At 75.9% G+C, this 26,158-nt stretch carries 18 protein-coding genes; 14 read left to right on the top strand and 4 right to left on the bottom strand.

Features of this window, described 5'->3' with window-relative positions:
- The first annotated feature begins 8 nt into the window (after nucleotides 1-8).
- The 6 genes from K1J57_RS11960 (at nucleotide 9) to K1J57_RS11935 (ending at nucleotide 8,402) form a co-directional block, all read left to right on the top strand.
- Complete coding sequence (locus K1J57_RS11960) at nucleotides 9-1,709, top strand: ankyrin repeat domain-containing protein (protein ID WP_220564513.1); 1,701 nt, start codon at nucleotides 9-11, stop codon at nucleotides 1,707-1,709.
- Between the two features lie 9 nt (nucleotides 1,710-1,718).
- Complete coding sequence (locus K1J57_RS11955; protein ID WP_220564512.1) at nucleotides 1,719-3,419, top strand: hypothetical protein; 1,701 nt, start codon at nucleotides 1,719-1,721, stop codon at nucleotides 3,417-3,419.
- A 247-nt stretch (nucleotides 3,420-3,666) separates the two neighbouring features.
- Nucleotides 3,667-3,840, top strand: a complete 174-nt coding sequence (locus tag K1J57_RS11950; protein ID WP_220564511.1) for a hypothetical protein — start codon at nucleotides 3,667-3,669, stop codon at nucleotides 3,838-3,840.
- A gap of 137 nt (nucleotides 3,841-3,977) precedes the next feature.
- On the top strand, nucleotides 3,978-5,741 hold the full coding sequence (locus tag K1J57_RS11945; protein ID WP_220564510.1) for a hypothetical protein: 1,764 nt from the start codon (nucleotides 3,978-3,980) through the stop codon (nucleotides 5,739-5,741).
- Nucleotides 5,742-5,922: 181 nt separating this feature from the next.
- The gene (locus K1J57_RS11940) at nucleotides 5,923-7,482 is read left to right on the top strand and encodes an MFS transporter (protein ID WP_220564509.1); all 1,560 of its coding nucleotides are present in this window, start codon (nucleotides 5,923-5,925) and stop codon (nucleotides 7,480-7,482) included.
- A gap of 140 nt (nucleotides 7,483-7,622) precedes the next feature.
- Nucleotides 7,623-8,402, top strand: a complete 780-nt coding sequence (locus K1J57_RS11935; RefSeq protein WP_255646989.1) for a hypothetical protein — start codon at nucleotides 7,623-7,625, stop codon at nucleotides 8,400-8,402.
- 30 nt (nucleotides 8,403-8,432) lie between these two features.
- On the opposite strand, the gene K1J57_RS11930 is transcribed toward K1J57_RS11935, so the two are convergent.
- Entirely contained in the window at nucleotides 8,433-9,524 is a 1,092-nt protein-coding gene (locus tag K1J57_RS11930) for a HAMP domain-containing sensor histidine kinase (protein ID WP_220564508.1), read from the bottom strand.
- Complete coding sequence (locus tag K1J57_RS11925; RefSeq protein ID WP_220564507.1) at nucleotides 9,517-10,248, bottom strand: response regulator transcription factor; 732 nt, start codon at nucleotides 10,246-10,248, stop codon at nucleotides 9,517-9,519. Before K1J57_RS11925 ends, K1J57_RS11930 begins: the two co-directional genes overlap by 8 nt.
- Nucleotides 10,249-10,699: 451 nt before the next feature.
- Between K1J57_RS11925 and K1J57_RS11920 the strand changes: the two genes are divergently transcribed.
- Complete coding sequence (locus K1J57_RS11920) at nucleotides 10,700-11,671, top strand: endonuclease/exonuclease/phosphatase family protein (RefSeq protein WP_370634677.1); 972 nt, start codon at nucleotides 10,700-10,702, stop codon at nucleotides 11,669-11,671.
- 52 nt (nucleotides 11,672-11,723) lie between these two features.
- On the opposite strand, the gene K1J57_RS11915 is transcribed toward K1J57_RS11920, so the two are convergent.
- Complete coding sequence (locus K1J57_RS11915) at nucleotides 11,724-12,263, bottom strand: class IV adenylate cyclase (RefSeq protein WP_220564506.1); 540 nt, start codon at nucleotides 12,261-12,263, stop codon at nucleotides 11,724-11,726.
- 200 nt (nucleotides 12,264-12,463) lie between these two features.
- On the opposite strand from K1J57_RS11915, the gene K1J57_RS11910 reads away from it, so the two are divergent.
- The 7 genes from K1J57_RS11910 to K1J57_RS11880 all read left to right on the top strand — a co-directional run bounded on the left by K1J57_RS11910 (nucleotide 12,464) and on the right by K1J57_RS11880 (nucleotide 23,180).
- Nucleotides 12,464-13,951, top strand: coding sequence for an ankyrin repeat domain-containing protein (locus tag K1J57_RS11910; protein WP_220564505.1), 1,488 nt, complete (start codon nucleotides 12,464-12,466; stop codon nucleotides 13,949-13,951).
- Nucleotides 13,952-14,053: 102 nt separating this feature from the next.
- The gene (locus K1J57_RS11905) at nucleotides 14,054-15,784 is read left to right on the top strand and encodes a hypothetical protein (RefSeq protein ID WP_220564504.1); all 1,731 of its coding nucleotides are present in this window, start codon (nucleotides 14,054-14,056) and stop codon (nucleotides 15,782-15,784) included.
- The gene (locus tag K1J57_RS11900; RefSeq protein WP_220564503.1) at nucleotides 15,781-17,499 is read left to right on the top strand and encodes a hypothetical protein; all 1,719 of its coding nucleotides are present in this window, start codon (nucleotides 15,781-15,783) and stop codon (nucleotides 17,497-17,499) included. The genes K1J57_RS11905 and K1J57_RS11900 overlap by 4 nt, the downstream gene beginning before the upstream one ends.
- Nucleotides 17,496-19,259 carry an ankyrin repeat domain-containing protein gene (locus K1J57_RS11895; RefSeq protein ID WP_220564502.1) on the top strand — a complete coding sequence of 588 codons (1,764 nt, stop codon included), beginning with the start codon at nucleotides 17,496-17,498 and terminating at the stop codon, nucleotides 19,257-19,259. Before K1J57_RS11900 ends, K1J57_RS11895 begins: the two co-directional genes overlap by 4 nt.
- Nucleotides 19,256-20,683, top strand: coding sequence for an ankyrin repeat domain-containing protein (locus tag K1J57_RS11890; protein WP_220564501.1), 1,428 nt, complete (start codon nucleotides 19,256-19,258; stop codon nucleotides 20,681-20,683). The genes K1J57_RS11895 and K1J57_RS11890 overlap by 4 nt, the downstream gene beginning before the upstream one ends.
- Before the next feature lie 117 nt (nucleotides 20,684-20,800).
- Nucleotides 20,801-21,991 (top strand): AAA family ATPase, encoded by a 1,191-nt coding sequence (locus K1J57_RS11885; protein ID WP_255646987.1) that lies wholly within the window; start codon nucleotides 20,801-20,803, stop codon nucleotides 21,989-21,991.
- Between the two features lie 4 nt (nucleotides 21,992-21,995).
- Nucleotides 21,996-23,180 carry a VWA-like domain-containing protein gene (locus K1J57_RS11880; protein ID WP_255646986.1) on the top strand — a complete coding sequence of 395 codons (1,185 nt, stop codon included), beginning with the start codon at nucleotides 21,996-21,998 and terminating at the stop codon, nucleotides 23,178-23,180.
- Between the two features lie 43 nt (nucleotides 23,181-23,223).
- Here K1J57_RS11880 and K1J57_RS11875 read toward each other — a convergent pair whose 3' ends face one another.
- Nucleotides 23,224-25,995: a glycoside hydrolase family 3 protein gene (locus K1J57_RS11875; RefSeq protein WP_220564500.1), complete on the bottom strand. Its 2,772-nt coding sequence runs from the start codon at nucleotides 25,993-25,995 to the stop codon at nucleotides 23,224-23,226.
- Nucleotides 25,996-26,158: the final 163 nt, after the last annotated feature.

Raw genomic sequence — 26,158 nt, 5'->3', positions numbered from 1 at the left:
AGGTGGCCGTGAAGACCTCGTCCGAACACCGGCGCCCGTCGGCCTCGCACGAGCCGTGGCGCGCGGCCGGGCTGCGCAAGGGCCGACGCTACGGGATCTCACACCAGGCGATCGACCGCGCCACCGAACGCCGCCTGGCCGGAGACTGGCGCGGTGCCTGCGCGGCCGCCGGAGTCGACGTCGAACTCGACCTGGACGCGGTACGCAACGAGTACGGCACGGAGTTCACCGAACGGCTGCTGGACGACCTTCACCACCTGGTCCCCGACCTGGCGAAACTGCACATGCCCCGCTCCTGGAAAGGACTGGGACTCCTCCTGCCGGAGCAGCCCGCACTGCTCTCCCGCCCCGGCGGCCCCAACGGCCCCTGGCTGACGCTCAAGGTCGAGCCCTGGTACGCACGCAGGAGCCGCAGACCCGCCCTGACGGTTGAGCCGGCCGAGACCCATCCCGGGCACTATCTGGAAGCCGGCAGGTATGAATATCCTGCACTCCACCGCTACAACCTGTCGTCCACGACCGCGCACTGGGAAGGTGTTCCTCACGTATGGGAGACGTCCCGGCACCTGTGGGACATCAGGCACGTCCATGAGGCACGCGAGCGCTGGGGCGGCGACGCCCGCCGCATCCCCTTCCTGAACCCCGCCGGTGGACCGCGCGCCCTGGAGGAGTTGCCGACTGAAGATCCCGGGGCCGGAGACCCGGTCGCCCGCGCCGAGTGGATCGACGGCCTGCACCAGGCCGGGCAGGTGGTCGAGGCGTTCGCCGCCGCAGGGATCCGGTTCGACGCCGGCCCGGTACCGATGGAGGCCGCGGCGCACCTGCCCTTCTCCCCCGCCCGCATCCCCGGCGAACTCCGACGGCTCACCGCAGCCGGGCTCGGCGACCGCTTCCAGATCCCCTACGACAAGGACTTCCTGGTGGTGTTCTCGATGGACGGAGGCGTCGTGCGGGCGGGCTTCGTCGATCTCGACGTTGACACGTCGGAGATCACCGCCATGCCCGAAGTGTGCTGGACACGTCCGCCCGACATCGACGTGCTCCGGGACGGGATGAGCCCCGATGAACTCCATCCCCTGGTACGAGCCGCAGTCGCTCCCGGGCATGCGCCCGGCGAACCCCCCGCACCCGTCTTCGTCGACCGTGCTCCGGCCCGGATCCGCTGCCGGGGCGAATGGCACGAAGTCACCCCCACCCGCACCGGAATCAGGATTCCGCACAGCGACGAGGAGATTCTCCGCGAGGCGTCCTTGAAAGTGCTCGGTGGACGCAGCAGCGGGTGCTTCGCCGTCCGGGAGACCTGGGCGACCGGAGCCGGACGGCTGCCACGAGAACTGCGGCGACGCCGCGACAACCTGTTCGAGCACGTGAGGCACGGAGACACCGACGCCGTACTCCGTTATCTCGATGAGGAAGGTGACCCCCACATTCGTAGTGCGGGCGGCCAGACCCTGCTGCACTACCTCTCCCTGTTGGACCACAGAGTACTGCTGCCCCGCCTGTTGGAGGCGGGCGCGGATGTGAATGCCGAGGACCTCGATGGCCGTGCGGCTCTCCGCTTCGTCAGCGGGCGGTTGCGCGGTGACAACGGCGAGAACACCGCAGTGGGGCGCGCACTCCTGGCCGCAGGAGCGGTGGCCGAGCTGCCGTTCCCGGGACGGCCGGTTGGTGTGGACGGCTCCGAGTTCAGTGACTCCCCGCCCTTCTAGGAGGTGGCCGTGAAGACCTCGTCCGAACACCGGCGCCCGTCGGCCTCGCACGAGCCGTGGCGCGCGGCCGGGCTGCGCAAGGGCCGACGCTACGGGATCTCACACCAGGCGATCGACCGCGCCACCGAGCGGCGGTTGGCCGGAGACTGGCGCGGCGCCTGCGCGGCCGCCGGGATCGACGTCGAACTCGACCTGGACGCGATCCGCAACGAGCACGGCACGGAGTTCACCGAACGGCTGCTCGACGACCTCCACCACCTCGTCCCCGACCTGGCGAAACTGCACATGCCCCGCTCCTGGAAAGGACTGGGACTCCTCCTGCCGGAACAGCCCGCACTGCTCTCCCGCCCCGGCGGCCCCGACAACCCCTGGCTGACGCTCGGGGTAGGGGCCCGCTACCACCCCTGGATCCGCGGACCCGTCCTCGGACTGCGAGCGGAGGGGCCGGTGCCCGAGCACTGGCTCTCCTATACCCCGCAGGGGAAACTGTTGCCGTACCTGCGCTTCAATGTCTCGCCCTCCGTCGGCCATTGGGGGCACATACCCCACGTCTGGGAGACCTCCCGGCACCTGTGGGACATCAGGTATGTCCACGAGGCCCGCGAGCGCTGGGGCGGGAGCTCCCACCGGGCCCCGTTCCTGAACCCCGACGGCGCCCCGCGCCCCTTGGAGGAGATGCCCGGATCGGAACCCGCCGACCCCGCCGCCCGCTCCGAGTGGATCGACGGTCTGCACCAGGCCGGGCAGGTGACCGAGGCGTTCGCCGCCGCGGGGATCGAGTTCGCCACCGAGACGGCGCCGGCACCGGAAAGCCGGTGGTCGAAGACGCGCGCCGGGTCCATCGACCCGGTGGCGGCGGCCGCACGGCTGCCGCTGTCCCTCGCCCGTATCCCCGGCGAACTCCGTCGGCTCTCCCTGGCGGGCCTGGGAACCGAGTTCTTCATCCCCTACAGCGGGGAGCACCGGCTGCTGTTCGTTCTGACCGGGGACACCGTACGAGCCGGTTTCGCCGAGTTCGACATGGAGACCGCAGAGGAAACGCCGGTGCTTCCGGAGGTGTGCTGGGCGCGGCCGCCGGACATCGACGTGCTCCGCGACGGCATGTCCCCCGAGGAGCTGCACCCCCTGGTCCGCGAGGCGATCGCCCCTGAACACGTCCCCGGCACGCCGCCGGAGCCCGCCTTCGCCGACCGTTCCCCGGTGCGGATCCGCTGCCGGGGCGAATGGCACGAGGTCACCCCCACCCGGACCGGCCTGAAGATCCCGCACGACGGAGCGGAGCAGACCCGGGAGGCCTCCCTGCGGGCATTCGGCGGGCGCGCGAGCGGTTGTCACGCCGTCCGGGAGACCTGGGCGACCGGGGGCGGGTGGCTGCCCCGGGCGCTGCGGGAACGCCGGGACGACCTGTTCGAGCGGGTCGGGCACGGCGACACCGACGCCGTCCTGCAGTACCTGGACGAGGGCGGGGACCCGAACATCCGCAACGCGGGCGGACAGACCCTGCAGCACCACCTTGCCCTGCTGGACCACGCGGTGCTGCTCCCCCGCCTGCTCGCCGCCAGCGCGGACTTCCGCGCCGAGGACCTCAGCGGAGAGATCCCGCTGGACCGCATCGGCAGGTGGAACGCCGACCCCGACCTGAAGAAGACCCTGCTGGACATGGAAGGCGGAGCGACGCACGGCCCGGTGCAGTGGCCGGACTGGGCATGACCCCCGGCTGAACAGGACGGAGGCCGTGAACACCTCCCTCCGGAGGCGTCTCCTGGAAGCGGCCGCGGAGACCTCTCACGGACCGGTTTCCCCGTTCGCCTGAGCCGGGCGTACGGGCGCCCTTATGCTGCGCGGCGGGCGGTGATCCTGGCCGCGGGCGGCATGCCCGACCGGTGGAGCGACAGGTATCGCGACAAGGCCCCTGTCACGAACAGGGTGCCCTTGAGCACGGAAAGGACGGTAGCGGGTGAAGGCTCGCCATTGGCTGGAGATCCTGACGGAGGTCGAACGGCTCGACCCGTGGTTCCTCTCCCCTGAGGCGAACACGATCGCTGCCGCCGATACCGCACGTATAGAGGCGGAACAGCAGGGCGCCCTGGCGGCCCTGCGTGAGGAGGGCGGCCCGCCGGCGGACCCGTGAGCACGGAGACGGGTACCGGCGTCGCCCATGCGCGACGCCGGCTCCTGGGGGTGAGCCCGGGGCTGGTGGTCGGAGAACCGGACGGGCGCCGGGAGCGTCTCCCGGGGGGAGCGAACCCCCCGCCATTGGAGGCCGCCATGAAGACCTTTCCTTCCCGACACCGGCGCCCGTCGGCGTCGCACGAGCCGTGGCGCGCGGCAGGACTCCGCAAGGGCCGCCTGTACGGAGTCCCGCGCGAGGCGATCGAACGGGCGGAGGAACGCCGGCTGGCCGGGGACTGGCGCGGTGCCTGCGCGGCCGCCGGAGTGCACGTGGACCTGGACCCGGGCTCGCTGCGGCGGGCCCACGGCTCCGAGTTCACCGAACGGCTGCTGGACGACCTGCGCCACCTCGTCCCCGACCTGGCGCGGCTGCACCTCCCCCGGTCCTGGAAGGGGGTCGGGCTGATCATCCCCGGGCACGACGCCCTGCTCTCCCGCCCCGGCGGCCCCGAGGGGCCGTGGCTGACGCTCGGGCTCCGGGACGCGCGCATCATCGGGGACCAGCGGCCCACGCTCGCCGTCCAGGACCGGCGGCCGGACCCCGCCCTGGCGTACTCGCCGCAGGGGCGGCCGTTCATCACCCGCACCGCCGAGTCGTCCCTCACCGGCCACTGGCGGGGGCTGCCGCAGGTCTGGGAGACCGCGCGGCACCTGTGGGACTCCCGGCACACGGACCGGGCGCGGGAGCGCTGGGGCGGGGACGCGCGCCGCGTTCCGTTCCTGAACCCCGACGGCACCCCGCGGAAGGACCTGCCCTCCGGGGACCCCGGGCCGGGTGACCCGGTCGCGCGGGCCGAGTGGATCGACGGGCTGCACCAGGCCGGACGGGTGGTCGAGGCCTTCGCCGCCGCGGGGATCGGGTTCGCCGAAAAGGTGGTCGCGGCCCCCGGAGGGGAGGGACCGCCCGCGATGGATCCGGTGGCGGTCGCCGCCCGGCTGCCCCTGTCGCTCGCCCGGCTGGCCCGGGAGGTCCGCCACCTGGCCGCGACCGGCCTGGGGCCGGCCTTCCAGCTCCCCGTCGACACGCACACGACGCTGGTGGCCTCGCTGGACGGGGACACCGTGCGGGTCGCGTTCACGGAGTTCGCCGACGGCTTCTCGGCGGGGCTCCCGGTGCTGCCCGACGCGTTCTGGACGCGGCCGCCGGACATCGACGTGCTCCGCGACGGCATGTCCCCCGAGGAGCTGCACCCCCTGGTCCGCGAGGCGATCGCCCCGGCCCGCGTACCCGGCGCACCGCCGGAACCCGCCTTCGCCGACCGCACCCCGGTCCGCGTCCGCTGCCGGGGCGAGTGGCACGCCGTCGCACCGGCCGACGGCGGGCTGGACGTCCCGCACACCGACGAGGAGTGGCGGCGTGAGGAGTCCCTGCGGGGGCTCGGCGGGAGCAGCAGCGGGTGCTTCGCCGTCGCGGAGGCGTGGACGTCCGGGAGGGGGCGGCTGCCCCGGGAGCTGCGGCGGCGCCGGGACGACCTGTTCGAGCGGGTGCGGCACGGGGACACCGGCGCCGTGGTCCGGTACCTGGACGGGGGCGGGGCGCCGGGGATCCGCGACGCGTCCGGGAGGACGCTGCTGCACCACCTGCGCTTCCTCGACCACGAGGTGCTGCTGCCTCGCCTGCTCGCGGCGGGACTCGACGTGGACACCGAGGACGACCTCGGGCGCACGCCGCTGTACTACGCGGCGGTGGAGGGCACCAAGACCGGGCCGGCCCGCTCGCTGGTCCGCGCCGGGGCCCGGACCCGGCATCTCGGCGGCTTCCCGCCGGCCCCGGGCCCGGTGTTCTGCGGGAACTACTTCGACTACTGGTTCGAGGAGCTGGACGCCCTGCGGGACACGCCGGCCACCGGCGGCCCGTGATACCGGTCACGCCGGGCTGCACGCCCCTCCCCGGCATCGCGGTCTCCGGGGAGGTCACAGCGGTGGACGGCGCGGGGCGCCCGGAGCCCCGACCGCGGGGAGGGCGGCATCCACTTGACCTCAATCAATGTTGAGGCCTGATGCTTCCCGGTAGGACCCACCGCCTCCAGAGGAGCCCCACATGCCCCACCCCCAGACCGGCCTGGCGGCACCGCCCCGGGCCGGCGTACGCGAGTGGACCGGACTGGCCGTCCTGTCCCTGCCCACCATGCTCCTCACCATGGACCTGACGGTCCTGCACCTGGCCGTCCCCCACCTGAGCGCCGACCTGCGCCCCAGCGCCGCCCAACTGCTGTGGATCACCGACGTCTACGGCTTCCTCATCGCCGGGTTCCTCATCACCATGGGCGCGCTGGGCGACCGCATCGGGCGGCGCCGACTCCTCCTGACCGGGGCCGTGGTGTTCGCCGCGGCCTCGATCCTGGCCGCCTACGCGCCCACCGCGGCCACGCTCATCGCCGCCCGCGCCGTCCTGGGCGTGGCGGGCGCCACCCTCATGCCGTCCACACTGGCGCTGATCCGCACCATGTTCCAGGACCCCGCCCAGCGCTCCGCGGCGATCGGGGTGTGGATGGCCGGTTTCATGGTGGGCGGCGCGATCGGCCCGCTGGCCGGGGGCGCGCTGCTGGAGCACTTCTGGTGGGGCTCGGTGTTCCTGCTGGCGGTGCCGGTCATGGGCCTGCTCCTCGTGCTGGGCCCCGTCCTGCTGCCCGAGTACCGCGCCTCCGACCCCGGACCGGCCGACCCGCTCAGCGCGCTGCTGTCGCTGACCGCGGTCCTGGCCGTCGTCTACGGGATCAAGGACGCGGCGGCCCACGGCCCGGGCTGGACGGCCGCGCTGGCGGTCGCGGCGGGCCTGGCCGTGGGCGCGGTGTTCGTGCGCCGCCAGCGCACGCTGGAACGCCCCATGGTGGACCTCGGCCTGTTCGCCGACCGGTCCTTCTCCACCTCGATCGGCGTGATGACGCTGGGCAGCTGCCTGATGATGGGCATCAACCTGTTCGTCGCCCAATACCTCCAGATGGTGCTGGACATGTCCCCGTTCCGGGCGGGCCTGTGGACCCTGCCCATGGTGGGCACCATGCTCGTGGGAACGGTCCTGGCCACCGTCGCCGCCCGCCGGATCCGGCCCGCCTTCGTCATGGGCGCGGGCCTGGCCGTGGCCGCCGTCGGATTCGCGGTCCTGGCCTCGGCCGACGGGGCCGCGGGGCTGACGGCGGTGGTGGCGGGGACGGCGGTGTTCGCCGTGGGCCTGGCGCCGGCGAGCGCGCTGGGCACCGACATCGTCGTCGGCGCGGCCCCGCCCGAGCGGGCGGGCGCGGCCTCGGCGCTGTCGGAGACCGGGAACGAACTGGGGGGCGCGCTGGGCATCGCCGTGCTGGGCAGCATCGGCGCGGCCGTCTACCGCACCTCGATGGAGGGCGCCCTGCCGCCGGGCCTGCCGGCCGGGGCGGCCCAGGACGCGGGCGCCACCATCGGCGGGGCCGTGGCCGCGTCCGAGCTGCTGACCGGTCCGCAGGCGGCCGCGGTGCTACAGGCCGCCCAGGAGGCGTTCGCCGACAGCATGCGCACCGCAGCCGTGGCGGGGGCGGTGGCGCTGGCGGTCGGCTCGGTCCTGGCCGTGGCCCTGCTGCGCCGGGTGCGGCCCACCGCACACGGCGCGGCCGAACCGGCCGTCTGACCCCGCCCCCGCCCCCGGCCGTCCGGCCGGGGGCTCCCGCGCTCGGGAACAGGCGTGCCGCGTGCGCCGAACGCTGCGGTGGCCGGAACAGGCCGTACACGGCCCCGGCCACCGCCCTCGGCCCTGGCTAAAGTACGCACATGCACGAACACGGCGCCCCTCGGCCGCAGGACCCCCGCTCTCCCCGGCCCTCCGGCCCGCAACCCCCCGCCGGCCCTCCCCCCGGCCCTCCCCCCGGGCAGCCGCAGGGGGGACCTCCCCCGGGCCACCCCGGGCAGCCCCACCCCGGGCAGCCGCCCGCCAAGAAGAGCTCGGTCGGTAAGACCCTCGCCTGGATCGGCTGCGGCTGCGGCACGCTCCTCCTCCTCGCCACGGCCGGTATCGGGTTCGGCGGCGCCTACTACCTCGGCTGGTTCGGCCCGGAGGACGTCTACTCCGCCCCGCAGGACCCCTGCGCGGTCCTGGACACCGAGGCCGCGAGCGAGATCGCCGGGAACGGCGAGAACCTGGAGATCTTCGAAGCGGACCATTCCTACGCGTACGGTGCCGAGGGCCTGGAGTGCGTGGTCCACCCCGGGTGGGGGGCCGCCTCCGGCCACGAGGTGGACCTGCGCGTCATCGTCTTCACCAGCGAGGTCGACGGGCTCAGCAAGGAGAACGGCACCGAGGCCGCCCAGGCCTACTACTACTCCTCCCGCCCGGAGTCGGACGGCTCCGAGTCGCCGGACTGCCCGGGCGTCGGGTTCCCGCTCACCGGCACCCGGGACGGCTCCGGCCACGCCCTCCACCGCATGGACAACCTCGTCCTCGAGGTCGAGGTGAAGCCCGCGGAGCCGGACGTCCAGGAGACGCTCGACGAGGCGGGCCGCACCCAGGCGGCGCTGGACCTGCTCTGCGACGCCGCCCCCCGCGTGGAGTGAGGGCCGCGCCCTCCTGCGGCCCGGCCCCCGTCAGGAGCCGGGCCGGGCCTCCGCCGGGAATTCCACGACCGCGCGGAGGCCACCCGCGGGCCGCGCCGTGAGGGTGAGCGCCCCGTCGTGCGCCCGGGCGATGCTCTGGACGATGGCCAGCCCCAGCCCGACACCCGCGTGGTCGGTGTGAACGCGCTCGGTCCCCCGGCGGAACGGCTCGGTGAGGGTCGCGACCAGCTCCGGGGCGAGCCGATCGCCGGTGTTCTCGACGGTCAGCACCACCCCTCCCCCGGCACTCGCCCCGGCGCGGACCCGCACCTCGCCGTGCTCCGGGAGGTTGTGGACGATCGCGTTCTGGACGAGGTTCGTGGTCAGCAGCAGCAGGAGCGCGGGCGAGCCGAGCACGGGGGCGATGTCCCCGTCGGTCTCCAAGGAGACCCTGCGCTTCTCCGCCAGGGGCAGCAGGGTCTCGGCGGCCTCCTCCGCCACCAGGGACAGGTCGACCCGCTCCCGCGCGAAGGCCCGCCGGTCGGCGCGGCCGAGCACGAGCAGCGCCTCGGTGAGGTCGATCGCCCGGGTGTTGACGACGTGGAGGCGGTCGACGAGCTCACCGGGGTCGCGGCCGGGGTCGGTGCGCGCCACGTCCAGGAGCGCCTTGGAGATCGCCAGCGGGGTGCGCAGCTCGTGCGAGGCGTTGGCCGCGAACCTCTGCTGCTCGGCGACGTGCGCCTCGATCCGCGCGAGCATGGAGTCGAAGGCGTCGGCGAGTTCGCGGAACTCGTCCGCGCGTCCCGGCAACCGGATCCGGTGGGAGAGCGACCCGGCCGACGCCAGCCGGGTGGCGTCGGTGATCCGCCTCAGCGGCGCCAGCATGCGCCCGGCCAGGATCCACCCTCCCACCAGGCCGAACACCAGCAGGAACGCCATCACCCCGACCGTCGCCGGCAGGTAGGAGCGCAGGAGCACGGCGCTGACGGGCGTGAAGTCGCCCGGCCCGTGCGACACCACCTGCACGTCGCGCAACAGGAACCCCCACACGGTGGCGAGCAGCAGGGCGCCCGCGACCATGAGGAACCCGGCGTAGGTGAGGGTGAGCCTGAGCCGGACGCTCGGCCCCGGCGCCCTATCCACGGGCCCCTCCCCCGCCGACTTCCGCACCGCCTCCCCGGTCCGCGCCCCGGTCCCCTCCCCCGGTCCCCGTGTCGATGCGGTACCCCACCCCCGGCACGGTGGCGATGACCCAGGGCTCCCCCAGGCGCTTGCGCAGCGCCGAGACCGTGATGCGCACCGCGTTGGTGAACGGGTCGGCGTTCTCGTCCCACGCCCGCTCCAGCAGCGCCTCGGCGCTGACGACCCCGCCCTCCGCCGCCATGAGGACGTCGAGGACCGCGAACTGCTTGCGGGTGAGCGCCACGTAGTGGCCGTCCCGGTGGACCTCGCGGCGGAACGGGTCCAGGCGCAGCCCCGCGATCTCCCGCACCGGCGGCCTGCTGTGGGCGCGCCTGCGGTCGAGCGCCCTGAGGCGGAGCACGAGCTCGCGCATTTCGAACGGCTTCGTCAGGTAGTCGTCGGCGCCGAGCCCGAACCCCGAGGCCTTGTCGTCGAGGCGGTCGGCGGCGGTGAGCATCAGGATCGGCATGCCGCTGCCGGAGGCGACGATGTGCCGGGCGACCTCGTCGCCGGACGGCCCGGGGACGTCCCGGTCCAGGACGGCGATGTCGTAGGCGTTGACGTCCAGCAGCTCCAGGGCCGTGTCGCCGTCGCCGGCGACGTCCGCGGCGATCGCCGCCAGGCGCAGACCGTCGCGGATGGCCTCCGCCAGGTAGGGCTCGTCCTCGACGACCAAGACTCGCATGTCCCCAGGTTAGGAGCCGGAGCATATCGTCGGCGTATCCGGAACCGCATACGCGCCGGCGACACCGCACCGCCTTGACTCGGGGCATGGCCCGAACACGGACAGCGCCCCCCGGACCCGCCCGGCTTCGGCCGGGCCGTCTCCGGCCGGGCCCCTCGGCGGCGACGGCCCGGCCGTCCGGGCACGGCGTGGGGCACGGACCGTGCCGGGTCCACCGGAACGGGGCCTGGCACTATGAGCCGCACCCCGAGGCCGCCGGCCGCGGCCGCCCGGACATGTACGCCGACCCCGCCCAGGACCCGAGGATGCAGCGGTGAACGACATCGAACACGAACCGGCACGCGCGGACGCCGCGCGGTCGGACACCCCGGCCGCGGGCGCCCCGGACACGGACGCCCCGAGGGACGGCGGCGGCCGGAGCGCGGGCGCGCTCCGGGCGTTCCGCGGCCTCCTGGCCCCGGCGCCGTGGCGGCGCGGCCCGGTGCTCGCGGCCTCCGCGCTCGCCCTCGGCCTGCTCCTGCTGTTCCACGCGCACGTCCCCAACCGGATCGGGGGCCTGGGCAGCCTGGTCGAGAGCTTCCTGCCGTGGCTCGGCCTGCCGGTCCCCGTGCTGCTGGCCGCGGCGCTGTGGCGCCGCTCCGCCTCCGCCGCGGTCGCGCTGCTGCTCCCGGTCGCGGTGTGGCTGAACCTCTTCGGCGGGCTGCCCGGCGACAGGGCGCAGGAGGGCGGCGACCTCACCGTGGTGAGCCACAACGTCGGCGCCGACAACCCCGACCCGGCCGGCACCGCCCGGGACCTGGCCGCCTCCGGCGCGGACGTGCTGGCCCTGGTGGAGCTGACCGGGCCGGCCGGGGGCGTGTACGAGGAGGAGCTGGCCGACGAGTACCCGTACCACGCCGTGCTGGGCACGGTCGGGGTGTGGAGCAGGCTGCCGCTGTCCGACACCCGCCCGGTCGACACCGCGATGGACGCCGGGCCGCTGGGGGAGGCCAAACCCGACGAGGTCACGATGGCGTACAACCGCGCGCTGCGCACCACGGTCGCCACGGACCGGGGGCCGCTGGAGGTGTACGTGGCCCACCTGGGGTCCGTGCGGCTGACGCCCCGGACCGGGTTCTGGACGGACAGCCGGGACCGCAACGCGCAGGCGCTCGCCGAGGCCCTCGCCGCCGAGCCCGGCGAGCGGGTGGTGCTGCTCGGCGACCTCAACGGCACCGTGGACGACCGCGCGCTGTCCGGTATCACCGCGCTCCTGGAGCCGGTCCAGGACACGGCCGGGGACGGCTTCGGGTTCAGCTGGCCCGCGGCGTTCCCGGTGGCGCGGATCGACCACATCCTGGTCCGGGGCGTCGAGGCGGAGGGCTCGTGGGTGCTGCCGGCCACCGGGAGCGACCACCTTCCGGTGGCGGCCGGGCTCCGCTGACGGCGCCCGCGGGACCGCGCCGCCCGGGCCGCGGCCCGGGCCCGGGTCCGGCTCAGACCGGGGTCCGGCGGGCCAGGGTGTCGTAGGTGTCGGTGGTGCGCTCCAGCTCCACGCCCAGGCCGCGGGCCCAGGCGTCGAGCCCGGCCTGGGCGGCCCGCCCGTCGCGGTCGTCGTCGACCACCAGCTCCAGTTCCAGGAACACCCCGGCCCCCGCCATCTCGTCGACGCACACGCCGATCGGCCCTGCGGTCCCGGTGCGGCGGGTCTTGACGATGCGCACGCTCGGGACGTAGCCGAGCGCCGTCAGCACACCGTGCATCGCCTCCCGGTCGGCGACGGCCGTCTCGTGCTCGACGCACTCCATGGCGTTCGCCACGGGGGTCTTGGTCGTGACGGTGTGCGTCCGGCCCTGGGTGCGCAGGCGGGCGAAGGTGAACCCGGCCTTCCCCTGGGACGGGTCCCAGCCCCGGGGGGCGTAGGCCTGGTCGTCCTGGCGGGCCGGGGCGCCGAGCTCGACACCGGCGGCCGCCAGCGCGGCGAGCAGGGCGTCGGGGTCGCGCACCCGGTACTTCGTCTCGATCTCCCGCGCCATCACAGGCCTTCCCGGTCCGGGTGTCACCGTCCCGGGGAGGCTACCGCCGCGGACCGGACCGCGTCCGGGAAACCGGGGGATCGGCGGACCGGCCCGGCCGACAGGTCCGAGCCGTTCAAAGGGCCGCACCGGAGGGTCCGAACCGCCGGAGGGGCAGAGGAATCCCAGGGGCCGGAGGAGTCCGAGAAGCCGGAGGACCGATGTCCGTGCCGTACCGCGACCCGTCCTGGGTGAGGGACCTGGTGGTGGCCGCCGCCCCGGGGCTCGCCGTGCCGCGCACCATGATCGGGCGCGCCGCCGAGCGCCGCCTGGCCGGGGACTGGCGCGGTGCCTGCGCGGCCGCCCGGATGGACGTCCGCCTCGACCCCGGCCGGGCCAGCCGGGAGCACGGCGCGGAGCTCGCCGACGCCCTCCTGGACGACCTCCACCACCTGGTGCCCGACCTGGTCCGCTGGCACTTCCCCCGGTCCGCCTTCCCCGGCCGGGCGGAGCTGAGCCCCTCCTCCGCGGTGGTCCTGTCCCGCCCCGGCGGCGGTCCGGGTCCACGGCTGGTCGTGCTCGCCCCCAGGAGCGGGCACATGGCGCCGCAGCGCCTGGCCCTGGACCTGTTGGACCCGGCCGCCTTGGCCGACCTCGACCGAAGTCCCGTGCAGCGGTACTACGACGAGGGCGGTGTCCTCTCCTGGGAGGAGGAGAGGTACCTGTGGGACGACCGGTACGTGCATGAGGCCCGCGAGCGCTGGGGCGGGAGCGCAGAGCGCGCCCCCTTCCTGGAGCCCGACGGCACCCCGCGCGCCAGGGGGCTCCTCCCCCGCGCGGACCCGGGGCCCGGCGCCGATCCCGCCGTCCGGTCCGAGTGGGTCGTCACCCTGAGGCAGACCGGGCGGAACAGCGGCGCGGCCGCGGCGGCCGCCGCGGCCGGAGTCCCCGGGTGGCTGCCCCGCGACCTCGTCACGGTCCTGAGGGGCGGGTCCCCCGACCACCTGCACCCGGCCGTCCGCGCCGCCCTCGCCCCGGCCCGGACCGGGGACGGCCCCGTCGGCCCGCCGCCCTGGGAGCCCCCGCCGCCGGTGTGGGTCGACTGCGGCGGAGTGGGGCACCTGGTCACCCTGAGGGACGGCCGGCTGCGGGGACCGCACACCGAGCGGGAGCACGAACGCGAGGAGGCGCTGCGCGCCTTCGGCGGGCGCCGCCGCGGGTGCTTCGAGGTGTCCGACGCCTGGCGTACCGCCCGGGGCCGGCTGCCCCGTGAGCTGCGCGCCCACCGGACGGAACTGTTCGAGCGCGTCCGGCACGGCGACACCGACGCGGTCCTGCGCTATCTGGCGGCGGGCGGGGACCCGCAGGTCCGCAACGACGAGGGGGAGACCCTGCTGCACCGCCTCTCCCTGGTGGACCACGCGGTGCTGCTGCCCCGGCTCCTGGCGGCGGGCCTCGACGTGGACGCCGAGGCCCGGCCCGGGATCACCCCGCTGTACAACGCGGCCCGGTACGACGGGGACGCCGCGCTGGTCCGGGCGCTGGTCGCCGCGGGCGCCCGCACCGACGGGCTCGGCACGCCGGCGCGGGGGCGGCTGTCGCTGGCCTCCGTCGTCGACCGGGGTGTGAAGGCGGGCCGGTACACCGACCCCGGGCCGTGGACCGAACTGCTGCGCGACCTGGAGCAGGCCGCGAACGGAGCGCCGTGAACCGGGCCCGGCACCCTCCGGGGGCCGCCTCCCCGTACGGTGCGTCCGGGGCTTCTGGAAAGCTGTGCCGGAAAGGTCCGGATCGGTGAAGGAGAACGCCGCGTGAACCCCTCGAAGGCGCATCGGCCGATGCGCGCCGCCGGGCTGCGCAAGGGCCGCCGATTCGGCGTCCCGCGCACCATGATCGAGCGCGCCGCCGAGCGCCGCCTGGCCGGGGACTGGCTCGGTGCCTGCGCCGCAGCCGACGTGGCGGTCGACCTCGACCTGCGGGCGCTGCGGCGCGAACACGGCGCGGAGTTCACCGACCGGCTCTTGGACGACCTCCACCACCTGGTGCCCGACCTGCTCCGCTGGCACTTCCCCCGGTTCTGGCACGGCGACGGCCGGCTGCTGCCCGGCCAGCGGCTGCTGCTGTCCCAGCCCGGCGGAGCGGACGGCCCCTGGCTGTCGGTCCACCGGACCGACCCGCACACCTACGGCCACCGCCGCCTGGTCCTGAAGGTCGTCGGGCACTCCTGGTCGGACGTCCTGCTGGAGCGCTGCGAGTCCGCCATGCGGGTGAACCACTGGGAGAACCTCCCGCACGTGTGGGAGACCTCCCGGTACCTGTGGGACATCAGGCACGTGCACGAGGCCCGCGAACGATGGGGCGGGAGCGCCGAACGCGCCCCCTTCCTGAACCCCGACGGCACCCCCCGCACCCCCGGCGAACCGCCCGCCGCCGACCCCGGCCCCGGCGACCGGGCCGCCCGCACCGAATGGATCGACGGCCTGCACCGCGCCGGACGGGTGGCCGAGGCCTTCGCCGCCGCCGGGATCGTGTTCGACCCCGCCCCCGTGGAGAGGGAGTACACCGGCCCGGTGGACCCGGTCGAAGCGCTCTCCTACACGCCCCTGGCCGTGTCCCGGCTGGCCGGCGAGGTCGAACGGCTGGCGGAGGCCGGGCTCGGGACCGTGCACTGGTTCCCCTACGACGCGGACGGCCGCTTCGTGGTCGAGCGCTCCCCCGACGGGTCCACGTCGTTCCGCCTGGAGGCGTGGAGGTCCTGGGATAAGGACGGCGGCGGGGCGATCCTCCCCGAGGTGTGCCGCCTGCCCCCGGTCGACGTGGACGTGGTCCGCGACGGCCTGTCCCCCGACGAGCTCCACCCCCTGGTCCGCGAGGCGCTGGCCCCAGCCCGTCCGCCGGCCGAGGGCCCGGTCGGCCCTCCCCCGCCCCTCTCCCCCGGACCGGTGCGGGTGCGCTGCAACGGCGCGTGGCACACCCTCTCCCACGCCGACGGCCGCCTGGCCGTCCCGCACACGGATCAGGAACAGGAACGCGAGGCCGCGCTGCGCGCCCTGGGCGGAGCGGCGACCGGCTGCCACGGGGCCCGCGAGGCGTGGACCACCGGCCGGGGCCGCCTGCCCCGGGCGCTGGCCCGCCTGCGCGACGACCTGTTCGACCGGGTAAAGCAGGGGGACACCGACGCGCTGCTCGCCTACCTGGACGCGGGCGGCGACCCGCGGGTCCGCGACCGGGGCGGCCGGTCCCTGCTGCACTACCTGCACCTGCTCGACCACGAGGCCCTGCTGCCGCGCCTACTGGCCGCCGGAGCGGAGGTCGACGCCCGGGACGGCGAGGAGCAGACCCCGCTGTTCCGCACCACCCGGCTGGGCGGTCCGCCGGACCTGGCCCGGGCGCTGCTGGAGGCGGGCGCGCGGACGGAGGACATCGGCGGCGACGACCGGCACGGCGAGACGTTCGAGGACGCCGTCGACGTGCGCTGGGAGGCCGACGGCTCCGACCCGGCCTGGCAGGCGCTCATCGGCGAAGGAGAGGAAGAGGAATGAACGCCGGACCACAGAACACAGCGGGGAACGCGCGGACCGGGGGGCGGACCGACCTGCCGCGGTACCTCCGCCGCCATCCGGTGCCGTGGACGATGATCGAGCGCGCCACCGAGTGCCGCCTCGACGGTGACTGGGAGGGCGCCTGCGAGGCCGCCGGGGTCGACGTGTGGATCGACCTGGACCGCGTGCGCCGGGACCAGGGCGCGGAGGCGGCGGACGCGGTCCAAGAGGATCTGCTCCATCTCGTCCCCGACCTGCTGCGCTGGCACTTCCCGCGGGCCCTGTACTCACCCGCCGCGCTGGTCCCCGCGGACGGCTTCGAGCTCTCCCGGCACGGCGACGGCCGGGGCCCACGGATCACGGCCCGGCTCCGGTGGGACGACGCCGGCACGCCGGAGGGCGTCATCCTGGACGTGGACACCGATGCCGAGCCGGACCGCGGCCGCGGGGAGGAGGTCCTCCGACAGGTGTCACGGCACCTGTGGGACGCCCGGTACGTCCACGAGACCCGCGAACGGTGGGGCGGGAGCGCCGAACGCGCCCCGTTCCTGAACCCCGACGGCACCCCCCGCACCGTGGCCGAGCTCCCCACCGCCGACCCCGGCCCCGGCGACCCCGCCGCCCGCACCGAATGGATCGACCACCTCCACCGGACCGGACGGATGGCCGAGGCCTTCGCCGCCGCCGGGATCGTGTGCGATCCGGGGGACTTCCCCGGGGGGACCGTGCCCGACCTCGCGTTCCTGTCCCCGGCGCTCCTGTCCGCCGGGTTCTCCCGGCTGACCGCGGCGGGCGGCCCGGAACGGGCCTGCGTCCGCCTGCGCGAGGACTGGGACTCGCCCCGGTTGGAGGTGCGCCGCGACGGGGACCGCATCCGGCTCGGACACCTGGACCGGACGGACGACGCCCCGCTGCTGCCCGAGGCGCTGTGGAAGAGGCCCCCGGACCTGGACGTCCTCCGGGACGGGCTGTCCCCCGACCACCTGCACCCCCTCCTCAGGGAGGCGCTCGCCCCGGCCCGGCCGCCCGCCGACGGACCCGTCGGCCCGCCCCCGTGGGCACCGCTGGAACCGTTCCGGGTCCGCTGCGGCGGGGAGTGGCACACCGTCGAGCTCTCCGGCGGCCGCCTCAACGTTCCGCACCGGGACGAGGACCTGGCCCGGGAGACCGTGCTGGGCGCGCTGGGCGGGCCGGTGCCGGGCTGCCTCCCGGTCCTGCGGGCGTGGGAGACCGGGTACGGGCGGCTGCCCAAGGCGCTGCGCCTGATGCGGGTGGACCTGTTCAGGCGGATCCGCAGCGGCGACACCGACGCCGTCGTGGCCTACCTCGCCTCGGGCGGGGACCCCCGGATCCGCGGCGGGCAGGGGGACACCCTGCTGCACCTCCTGCACCTGCTGGACCATAGGGCCCCCGTGCCCGGACCGTCGGGCGCGGACGGCCCCGGGGACGGGGTTCCCCTGCTGCGGGCGCTGCTCGACGCGGGACTCGACCTCGACGCCGTGAACGACGAGGGGTTCACCCCGCTGGGCACGGCCGTGTGCTCCGGCGGAGTGCTCTCGCTGCTGCGGGCGCTCCTGGACGCGGGCGCGCGCACCGAGGGCATCGCGCCCGAAGAGGACGACGGCCCCGGCCTGCGGGACCTGGACGACCTCGTCGAGGAGCGGGCGGCCTCGACCCACCCGGCCAGGGCCCAAGCGCTGAGGGAACTGCTGTGACCGTCCCCCGCCGCCCGTCCTCCGCGTCGCACCGCCCGGAGCGGGCGGGCGCGCTGATGCGGATCCGCCGCTTCGCGGTGCCGCGGGAGATGATCGGGCGCGCCACCGAGCGCCGCCTGGCCGGAGACTGGCGCGGCGCCTGCGAGGCCGCGGGCATCGACGTGCGCCTCGACCCGGAGCAGGCGCGCCGAGAGCACGGCGCGGAGTTCGCCGACGCCCTCCTGGACGACCTGCGCCACCTCGTGCCCGACCTGGTCCGCTGGCACCACCCCCGGCAGGCCGACGACCGGACCGGGGTGGAGGAGCACCTGTTCCCGGTGCTGTCCCGCCCCGGGGGCGACCGGGGCCCGTGGCTGACGGTCCGCTCCCCCCGGCGGCGCACGAGCCGGTACGAGGGGGGTCCCTGGTCGCAGCGCCTCGTGCTGGGGCTGACGGCCCACGAGGAACTGACCCTCGACACGTCCCCCGGGCGGACCCGGCTGTACGAACCGCAGCTGTGGTCCTCGTCGCGGTACCTGTGGGACGTCCGGCACGTGCACGAGACCCGCGAGCGCTGGGGCGGCGGCCCCGACCGCGCCCCCTTCCTGAACCCCGACGGCACCCCCTGCACCGTGGCCGAGCTCCCCACCGCCGACCCCGGCCCCGGCGACCCCGCCGCCCGCACCGAATGGATCGACCACCTCCACCAGACCGGACGGGTCGCCGAGGCGCTGCGCGCCGCCGGGGTCGAGGCCGCCGATGAGGGGACGGTCCGGGTCCTGGAGCGGGTACCCGTGTCCGCGGGACGGTGGCGGGCGGAGCTCGGCGGCCTGGCCGCCCTCGGGTACGGGGCGGCCGCCGGGTTCCCCGACTCGTACCACCTCAGGATCACCGTCCGGTACGACGGACACCGGGTCCGGGTGGCCATGACCCCGTACGGGGGCGCGGAGCCGGATCCGGCACTGTCCCTGCCCAGGGCTTGCTGGGCCCGGCCGGAGGACGTCGACGCGGTCCGGGACGGGCTGTCCCCCGACCACCTGCACCCCCTCCTCAGGGAGGCGCTCGCCCCGGCCCGGCCGCCCGCCGACGGACCCGTCGGTCCGCCCCCGTGGGAACCCGTCGCACCGGTCCGGGCGCGCTGTGGAAAGGAGTGGCACACCCTCTCCCTGCGGGACGGGCGCCTGGTCACCCCGCACACCGGGGAGGAGCAGGCCCGGGAGCGGGCGCTGTCGGCCCTGGGCGGCACCGTCAGCCCCTGCTTCCGCGCCGCCGAGTCCTGGCGTACCGGACGGGGGTGGCTGCCCAAGGGTCTGCACGCCCGGCGGGCCGAGCTCTTCGAGCGGATCCGGCACGGCGACACCGGCGCCCTGGTCGACTACCTGGACACCGGCGGCGACCCTCGCGTCCGCGACGGCGAGCTCAACACCCTGCTCCACGAGCTGTACCACCTCGATCACACGGTGCTGCTGCCGCGTCTGCTGGAGGCCGGGCTCGACGTGGACGCGGAGAACGGGCTGCGCTCGACCCCGGTCCACCGGGCGCTCCGCTACGGCGGGGACCCGTCCCTGGTCCGGGCGCTGATCGCCGCCGGGGCCCGCACCCGGGCCATCGCCTACGACCGCTCCCGTCCCCTGGACCTGCGATCGGAGCTGGAGTCGGTGTCGGGCCACCGCGTGCCCGCCGACCCGGAACGCTGGTGGGAACTGCTGGAGGAGCTGCGCGGGCCGGAGGGGCCGGCCGCCCCCGGAAGAGGACTCCCCCGGCCGAGGAGGGACCCGTGAGCCGGTCCGACCGCGCGAACCACCTGGCGCGGCACCGCCGCTTCTCGGTGACGCGGGAGATGATCGAGCGCGCCACCGAGCGCCGTCTGGCCGGGGACTGGCGCGGCGCCTGCGAGGCCGCCGGGGTCGACGTCCGGATCGACCCCGACCGGGTCCGCGGCGAGCACGGCGCGCAGGTTGCCGACGCCCTCCTGGACGACCTGCGCCACCTCGTCCCGGACCTGGTCCGCTGGCACTTCCCCCGCGCCCCGGTCCGGGACCGGCCGGAGCTGCGGGCCTCCGCCGCCGTGACGCTGTCCCGTCCCGGGCCCGGGCTGCGGCTGGCCGTCCTGTCCCCCGCTCCCCTGGGCGCGCCCGGTCACCGGCTCGTGCTGGAGGTCGCCGACGGGCCCCTCACCGGTGACCGGGGCGCCTACGGGCGCGGCATCCGCCGGTACGTGGAGCCGTGGGAGGGGAAGCGGTACCTGTGGGACGCCCGGTACGTCCACGAGACCCGCGAACGGTGGGGCGGGAGCGCCGAGCGCGCCCCGTTCCTGAACCCCGACGGCTCCGTGCGCGGCCCCCACCTGCTCCCCTCCGAGGACCCCGGCCCCGGGGGCGACCCCGCCGCCCGCTCCGAGTGGGCGGCCTCCCCGGGCCGGGGAGGGTCCGGCCCGCACCCGGGCGCAGGAGCCCGGCGGGTGCCCGACGACCTCCACGCGGTCCGGATCGGCCTGCCGCCGGACCACCTGCACCCCGTGGTCCGGGCGGCGCTGGCCCCGGCCCTGCCGCCCGCCGACGGCCCGGTGGGGCCGCCGCCCTGGGAGCCGCCGGAGCCGGTCCGGGTGCGATGCGGCGGCGCGTGGCACCTCGTCTCCCTGCGCGACGGGCGGCTCGCCGGACCGCACACCGACGCGGAGTACGCCCGGGAGTCGGCGCTGCGAGCGCTCGGCGGCCGGAGCCACGGGTGCTTCCGGGTGGCCGGGATCTGGCGCACCGGCGGGAGGGGGCTGCCCTGGCGGCTGCGCGACCACCGGACGGAGTTCTTCGCCCGCGTCCGGAACGGCGGCACCGACACCGTCCTGCGCTACCTGGCGGCGGGCGGGGACCCCCGGATCCGCGACGGGGCCGGGCTGACCCTGCTGCACCACCTCGCCCACACGGACCACGCGGTGCTGCTCCCCCGGCTGCTCGCCGCCGGGCTCGACGTGGACGCCGAGGCCGGGCCGGGGGTCACCCCGCTGTACTCGGCGGTCAGGCACGGCGGCGACACCGCTCTGGTCCGGGCGCTGATCGCCGCCGGGGCCCGCACCGACGGGCTCGGCGTGGGGAGGCACGCCCCGGAGTCGCTGGCGTCCATCGTCCGCCGGCACACGGGATGGGGCCTGTACCCCGACGCCGGGCCGTGGGAGGAACTGCTCGCGGAGCTGTCGGCCGCGGAGTGACCGGGGCCACCCCGGCCCCGGGCCCGTTCCGTCACCCCCCTTTGGGAGGATCCACGCACGAGCGCGGGAGGAACCGCGGTGCGAACTCCGAGCCCCCGACGACCATCGGAAGAAGACGTGACCATCACCGACACACCGGCGCCGCTCGCGGCCGCCGACGACCTCACCCGGCAGCTCCTCGACCGGCGGTCCGAGCCCGCCGAGAACCCCCAGCTGGAGGCACTGGCCCTGGCGGTCACCGCCAACCTGCCCGTCCTGCTGTGGGGGGAGCCCGGCATCGGCAAGTCCGCCGGGCTGGAGCGCCTCGCCCTGGAGCTGGGGCTGCCGCTGGAGACCGTGATCGCCAGCGTCCACGAGCCCTCCGACTTCTCCGGCCTGCCCGTGGTCGGCGACGACCCGGCCCGCGACGGGGTGCCCATGGCGCCCCCGGCGTGGGCGGTGCGGCTGGCCGCGCGGGGCACCGGGCTGCTGTTCTTCGACGAGCTGTCCTCGGCTCCGCCCGCCGTGCAGGCCGCCCTGCTGCGGGTGGTCCTCGAACGCCGGGTCGGGAGCCTGGAGCTGCCCCCGGCGGTGCGGATCGTGGCCGCGGCCAACCCGCCCTCCAGCGCCGCCGACGGCTGGCACCTGGCCCCGCCGCTGGCCAACCGGTTCGTGCACCTGCGCTGGACCCACGACCCCCGCACCGTGGCCCGCGGCATGACCGGGGTGTGGCCCGCCGCGTCGATGCCGCTGGTCGCCCCGGACCGGGTGTCCACGGCGATCGCCCAGGCCCGCGGTGTGGTGTCCGGCTTCCTCACCGCCCGTCCGGGCCTGGCGCACAGCCTCCCCGAGAGCGCGGAGGGGCGGGGCGGCGCCTGGCCCTCGCCGCGCACCTGGGAGATGGTGCTGCGGCTGCTGGCCACCGGGGGCGCCGCCGGCGCCTCCCGGCAGGCGCTCTCGGAGGCGGTGGTCGGCGCCATCGGCGACGGGGCGGGCCTGGAGCTGCTGTCGTACATGGAGCAGCTCGACCTGCCCGACCCGAACCGGGTGCTCGCCGACCCCAAGGCGTTCGCGCTCCCCGAGCGGGGCGACCGCCAGCTGGCGTTCCTGACCGCGGTGGTGTCGGCGGTGCGCAGCGAGCCGACCCGGCGCCGCTGGGAGGCGGGCTGGCAGGTGCTGGCCAAGGCCGTGGAGGCGGGGGTGCCCGACGTGGCCGCCCGCGCTGCCACCGACCTGGCGATGATGCGCGACCCGGCCTGGCCGGTGCCCGAGGACATCGACGCGTTCGTGGACCTGCTGCGGCTGTCCGGCGCCCTGCCGGGGAGCTGACCCGGTGGAGACCGGGGAGGACGTGGTCCGGCTGGACCGGACCAAACTGCTGGCGGCCCGGTACCGGGCCGCCCAGGACCGCCCCTACCTGGCGGCGGCACTGTACTCGCTGACCGTCGTGGAGACCCGGCAGGTTCCCACGATGGGGGTGGACCGCCGGTGGCGTTGCTACGTGTCGCCGGAGTTCGTGGCGCGCACCCCCGTCCCGGAGCTGGCGGGCGTGTGGGTCCACGAGGTGTCCCACCTGCTGCGCGACCACCACGGGCGCAGCGACCGGCTGCCCGCCGCGGAGCAGCGCGACCACATGCGGGTCAACATCGCCCAGGACTGCGAGATCAACGACGACATCCTCGCCGACGGGCTGCCGCTGCCCGAGGGGACGATGAGCCCCCAGCGGTTCGGGATGCCCGAGGGGCTGATGTTCGAGGCGTACCTGCGGCTGCTGCCCGAAGACGTCAGGAGCCACGACTGCGGGTCGGGCGCGCACGGCGTGGGGCGCCCCTGGGAGGAGCCCGGACCCGCGGGCGGGGTCGGCGACGTGGAGGCGGGGGCGCTGCGCCGGTCCACCGCCGAGGCGATGCGCTCCCACCAGCGCACCCGGGGGTCCCTGCCCGGGGGCTGGAAGCGGTGGGCGGAGGAGATCCTCCAGCCCACCGTGGACTGGCGCCGGGTGCTGGCAGGCGCGGTGCGCGAGGCCCTGGCCTGGGCCGGGGGCGCGGTGGACTACACCTACGCGCGGCCCTCGCGGCGCAGCGGGGCGATGCGCGGGGTGATCCTGCCGAGCCTGCGCCGCCCGATGCCGCGGGTGGCGGTGGTGGTGGACACCTCCGGCTCCATGTCCGAGGACGACCTGGCGGCGGCCCTGGCCGAGGTCTCCGGCGTGCTCAAGGAGGTGGGCGTCGGCAAGGAGCGGGTGGCGGTGCTGTCCTGCGACGCCGACGTGCAGGTGGTCCGCCGGGTGACCTCCGCCGACCAGGTGGAGCTGCTCGGCGGCGGCGGGACCGACATGCGGGTGGGCATCGAGGCGGCGCTGCGCGCCCCGCAGCGCCCGCAGGTGGTCATCGTGCTCACCGACGGGTACACGCCGTGGCCGTCCGAGCCCTCGGCGGCCCGGGTGGTCGCGGCGCTGATCGGCGACGCCCCGCCGGACCCTCCCCCGTGGATCGAGAAGGTGTACGTCACCGGCTGACGCCCACGGGTGTCCGCGCGGCGCCCCGGCGGGGCGCCGCGCGTCAGTCCAGGGTGACGGTAGCCACGGCGGCCCCGGGGACCTCGCAGACCAGGTACAGGTCGCGGACCCCGGCGGTGCCCGGCGCGAGGACGGCCACGGCCTCGGCGAAGTCGTGGGGGCCCGTGCCCGCCGGGACGCGCAGCACCGCCGCGGGCCCGGTGTCCGGGCCGTCCAGGTGCACCCGCAGCTCGGTGTCCCGGTCGGCGTTGGCGAGCACCCGGATGCCGCTCGCCCCGGTGAGGTCCGTGTCGCGGAACAGCAGGCGGGCACCGGGCTCCGTGAAGCGCACGGCATCGCCGCGTTCGGGGGTGAGCGGGCACAGGGCGGTGCCGCGCTGCTCCTCGTACCCGGCCGCCGACCAGGTGCCGCGGCGGACCGCGGGCGGCTCACCCGGGACGTCCAGGGGCGCGGTCCCCCGGATGTCGGCGGCCGAGCGCCCCACCAGGACCTCGCGGGGGGCGTCCTCCACGGTGAAGCGCTCGCGGACGGTGTCCCAGCGGGCCAGGTCGGCGGCGTCGAACCCGATCTCGGCGACGGCCTCCTCCCCCGGTCCCAGCCGCAGCCGGGCGAAGCCCCGCAGCGCCCGCACCGGGACCCGCACCCGGGAGGCGAGCTGGCGTGTGTAGACCTGGACGACCTCCTCCAGCGGCCGGTCGCCCGGGTTGGCCACCGGCACCCGCACGGTCACCCGGCCGCCGTCGACGACCGCCTCCGGCTCCCCGTAGACGGGTTCGGCGTACCCCAGCCCGTGGCCGAACGGGTACAGGGGGTCGCCCTCGAAGTACAGGTAGGTGGCCCCGGACCCGATGACGTCGTAGTCGAGGAGGCCGGGCAGGTCGTCGGCGGACCGGTACCAGGTCTGGGTGAGCCGCCCGGACGGTTCGGCGTCGCCGAACAGGACGTCGGCCAGGGCGCGGCCGTACTCCTGCCCGCCGTGCGCCGACCACAGGACCGCGGGGACGTTCTCGGCGGCCCAGGTGACCGCGAAGGGGCAGCCGCTGCTGATCACCAGCACCGAGGCGGGGTTGGCCGAGCGCACCATGCGGACCAGGTGCCGCTGGGCGGCGGGGAGCTCCAGGTCGGCGCGGTCCTCCGTCTCGCGCCCGTTGACCATGGGGTGGTCGCCGACGACCACCACGGCGACGTCGGCGGCGGCCGCGGCCCGGGCAGCCTCCAGCGCTCCGGAGGACACCCGGTCGATCCAGAACGGGCAGCCGTCGGGTTCCTCCACCAGGGCCAGGACCCCGTCCGCGCGGACGCCGACCCGCCGCCCCGTGTGGACCTGGACCAGGTGGTAGGGGCCCTCGGGGCCGCCGGCCGGGTTGGCCGCCTCCAGGCGCAGGGTCTGGCGCACCTCCCAGCCGCCCGGCCCGGGGGCGGTGCAGGCCAGGGTCCCGTCGGGGCCCTCGTCCAGGTGCAGGCCGGTGCGCTCCGAGCGCAGGGTGAACGCCCCGCCGCCCCAGTCCAGCAGGGCGAACACGTCGCCCTCTCCCCCGTCCAGGCGCAGCGGTTCCCCGGACCGGGGTTCGGCGACCGCCGTCACCAGCGAGGTCAGCCGGATCCGGTCGGCGCCGTCGTGGTGGACGACCTCGACGCGCTCGGCGAGGCCCTCCCTCGCGGTGACCGTGTAGGGCGGGGTCCCGCTGTACCAGTCCGTCAGGACGGTGTCGGCGAGCGGGCCCAGGACCGCGACCCGGCGCACGTCCCGCAGGGGCAGCACCCCGCCCTCGTTGCGGAGCAGGACCAGGGAGCGGGTGGCCGCCTCCCGGGCCAGGGCCCGGTGGGCGGGGGTGTCCAGGGAGCCCTCGGGGGCGGGGCCGGGGTCGAACTCGCCCAGGCGCAGCCGCACCGAGAGCACGTGGCGGACCGCCCGTTCCAGGTCCGCGTCGGTGAGCAGCCCGCGCCGCAGCGCCTCCCGCAGGTGGTCCAGGGTGGCCTCGGGGCGGTCGTCGTCCTGGGTGAAGGAGTCCAGCCCGGCCCGTACGGCGTGGGCGTAGGCGGTGGGGCCGTCGGGGTGGAAGCCCTGGAGGCCGAACAGGTTGCCGGGGGCCATGGCGTCGCTGACCACGAGCAGGTCGTCGGGGGCGGCCGCGCGCAGCACGTCCCCGATCAGCGGGCTCAGGTGGGCGGGCCTGCCGTTGACCAGGTTGTAGGAGGGCATCACCGCGACGGCCGCGCCCGCGCGCAGGGCGGGCAGGTGGGCGGGCAGCTCGTACTCGTGCAGCACCCGCGGCGGCAGGCCGCTGGAGGTGGTGCAGCGGTCGGTCTCGTTGTTGTAGCCGAGGAAGTGCTTGAGGGTGGGCGCGGTGCGCAGCCGGGGTCCGTCCCCGGCCAGCCCCCGGGCGTAGGCGGTGGCCAGCAGCCCGGTGAGCCAGGGGTCCTCCGACCACCCCTCCTCGTTGCGGCCCCAGCGGGGGTCGCGCAGCGGGTTGACCACCGGCGCCCAGACGTTGCGCCCGGCGCCGCGGTCGCGGGCGGCCAGGACCTCGTCGGCGACGGCCTCGCCGACCCGGCGCACCAGCTCCGGGTCCCAGGTCGCGGCCAGTCCCAGGGCCTGGGGGAACACGGTGGCGGTGCCCAGCCAGGCGAGGCCGTGCAGGGCCTCGGTCCCGGTGCGGAACCCGGCCAGCCCCAGCCGGGGGACGGGTGCCTGGTACTGGTGCAGCAGCCCGATCCGCTCCTCGGTGGTGAGCGCGGCGACCAGGGCCGCCAGGCGCTCCCCGTCCGTCCGGGACGGGTCGGTGTGCACGGGGTCTGTGACCGGGTCGCTCATGGGGCTTCCGTCCCTCGTGGGTGCCAATGTCCACCGAAATCGAAACGCTTCGACTTCGTTCGCCGCAGAACCCTTGTGCAGCAGATCACAGTGGACTAACTTGCTTTTTCCAACGGCCGAACAATTCATAGCAAAATGGCCGCTCGTTTCCTACCCCCCGGAC

Origin of the sequence: Nocardiopsis sp. MT53 (genome assembly GCF_019598965.1) — a bacterium.
Classification (GTDB): domain Bacteria; phylum Actinomycetota; class Actinomycetes; order Streptosporangiales; family Streptosporangiaceae; genus Nocardiopsis; species Nocardiopsis changdeensis.
Note: the sequence above shows the minus strand (reverse complement) of the source record. Positions and strands in the feature narration are given on the sequence as shown.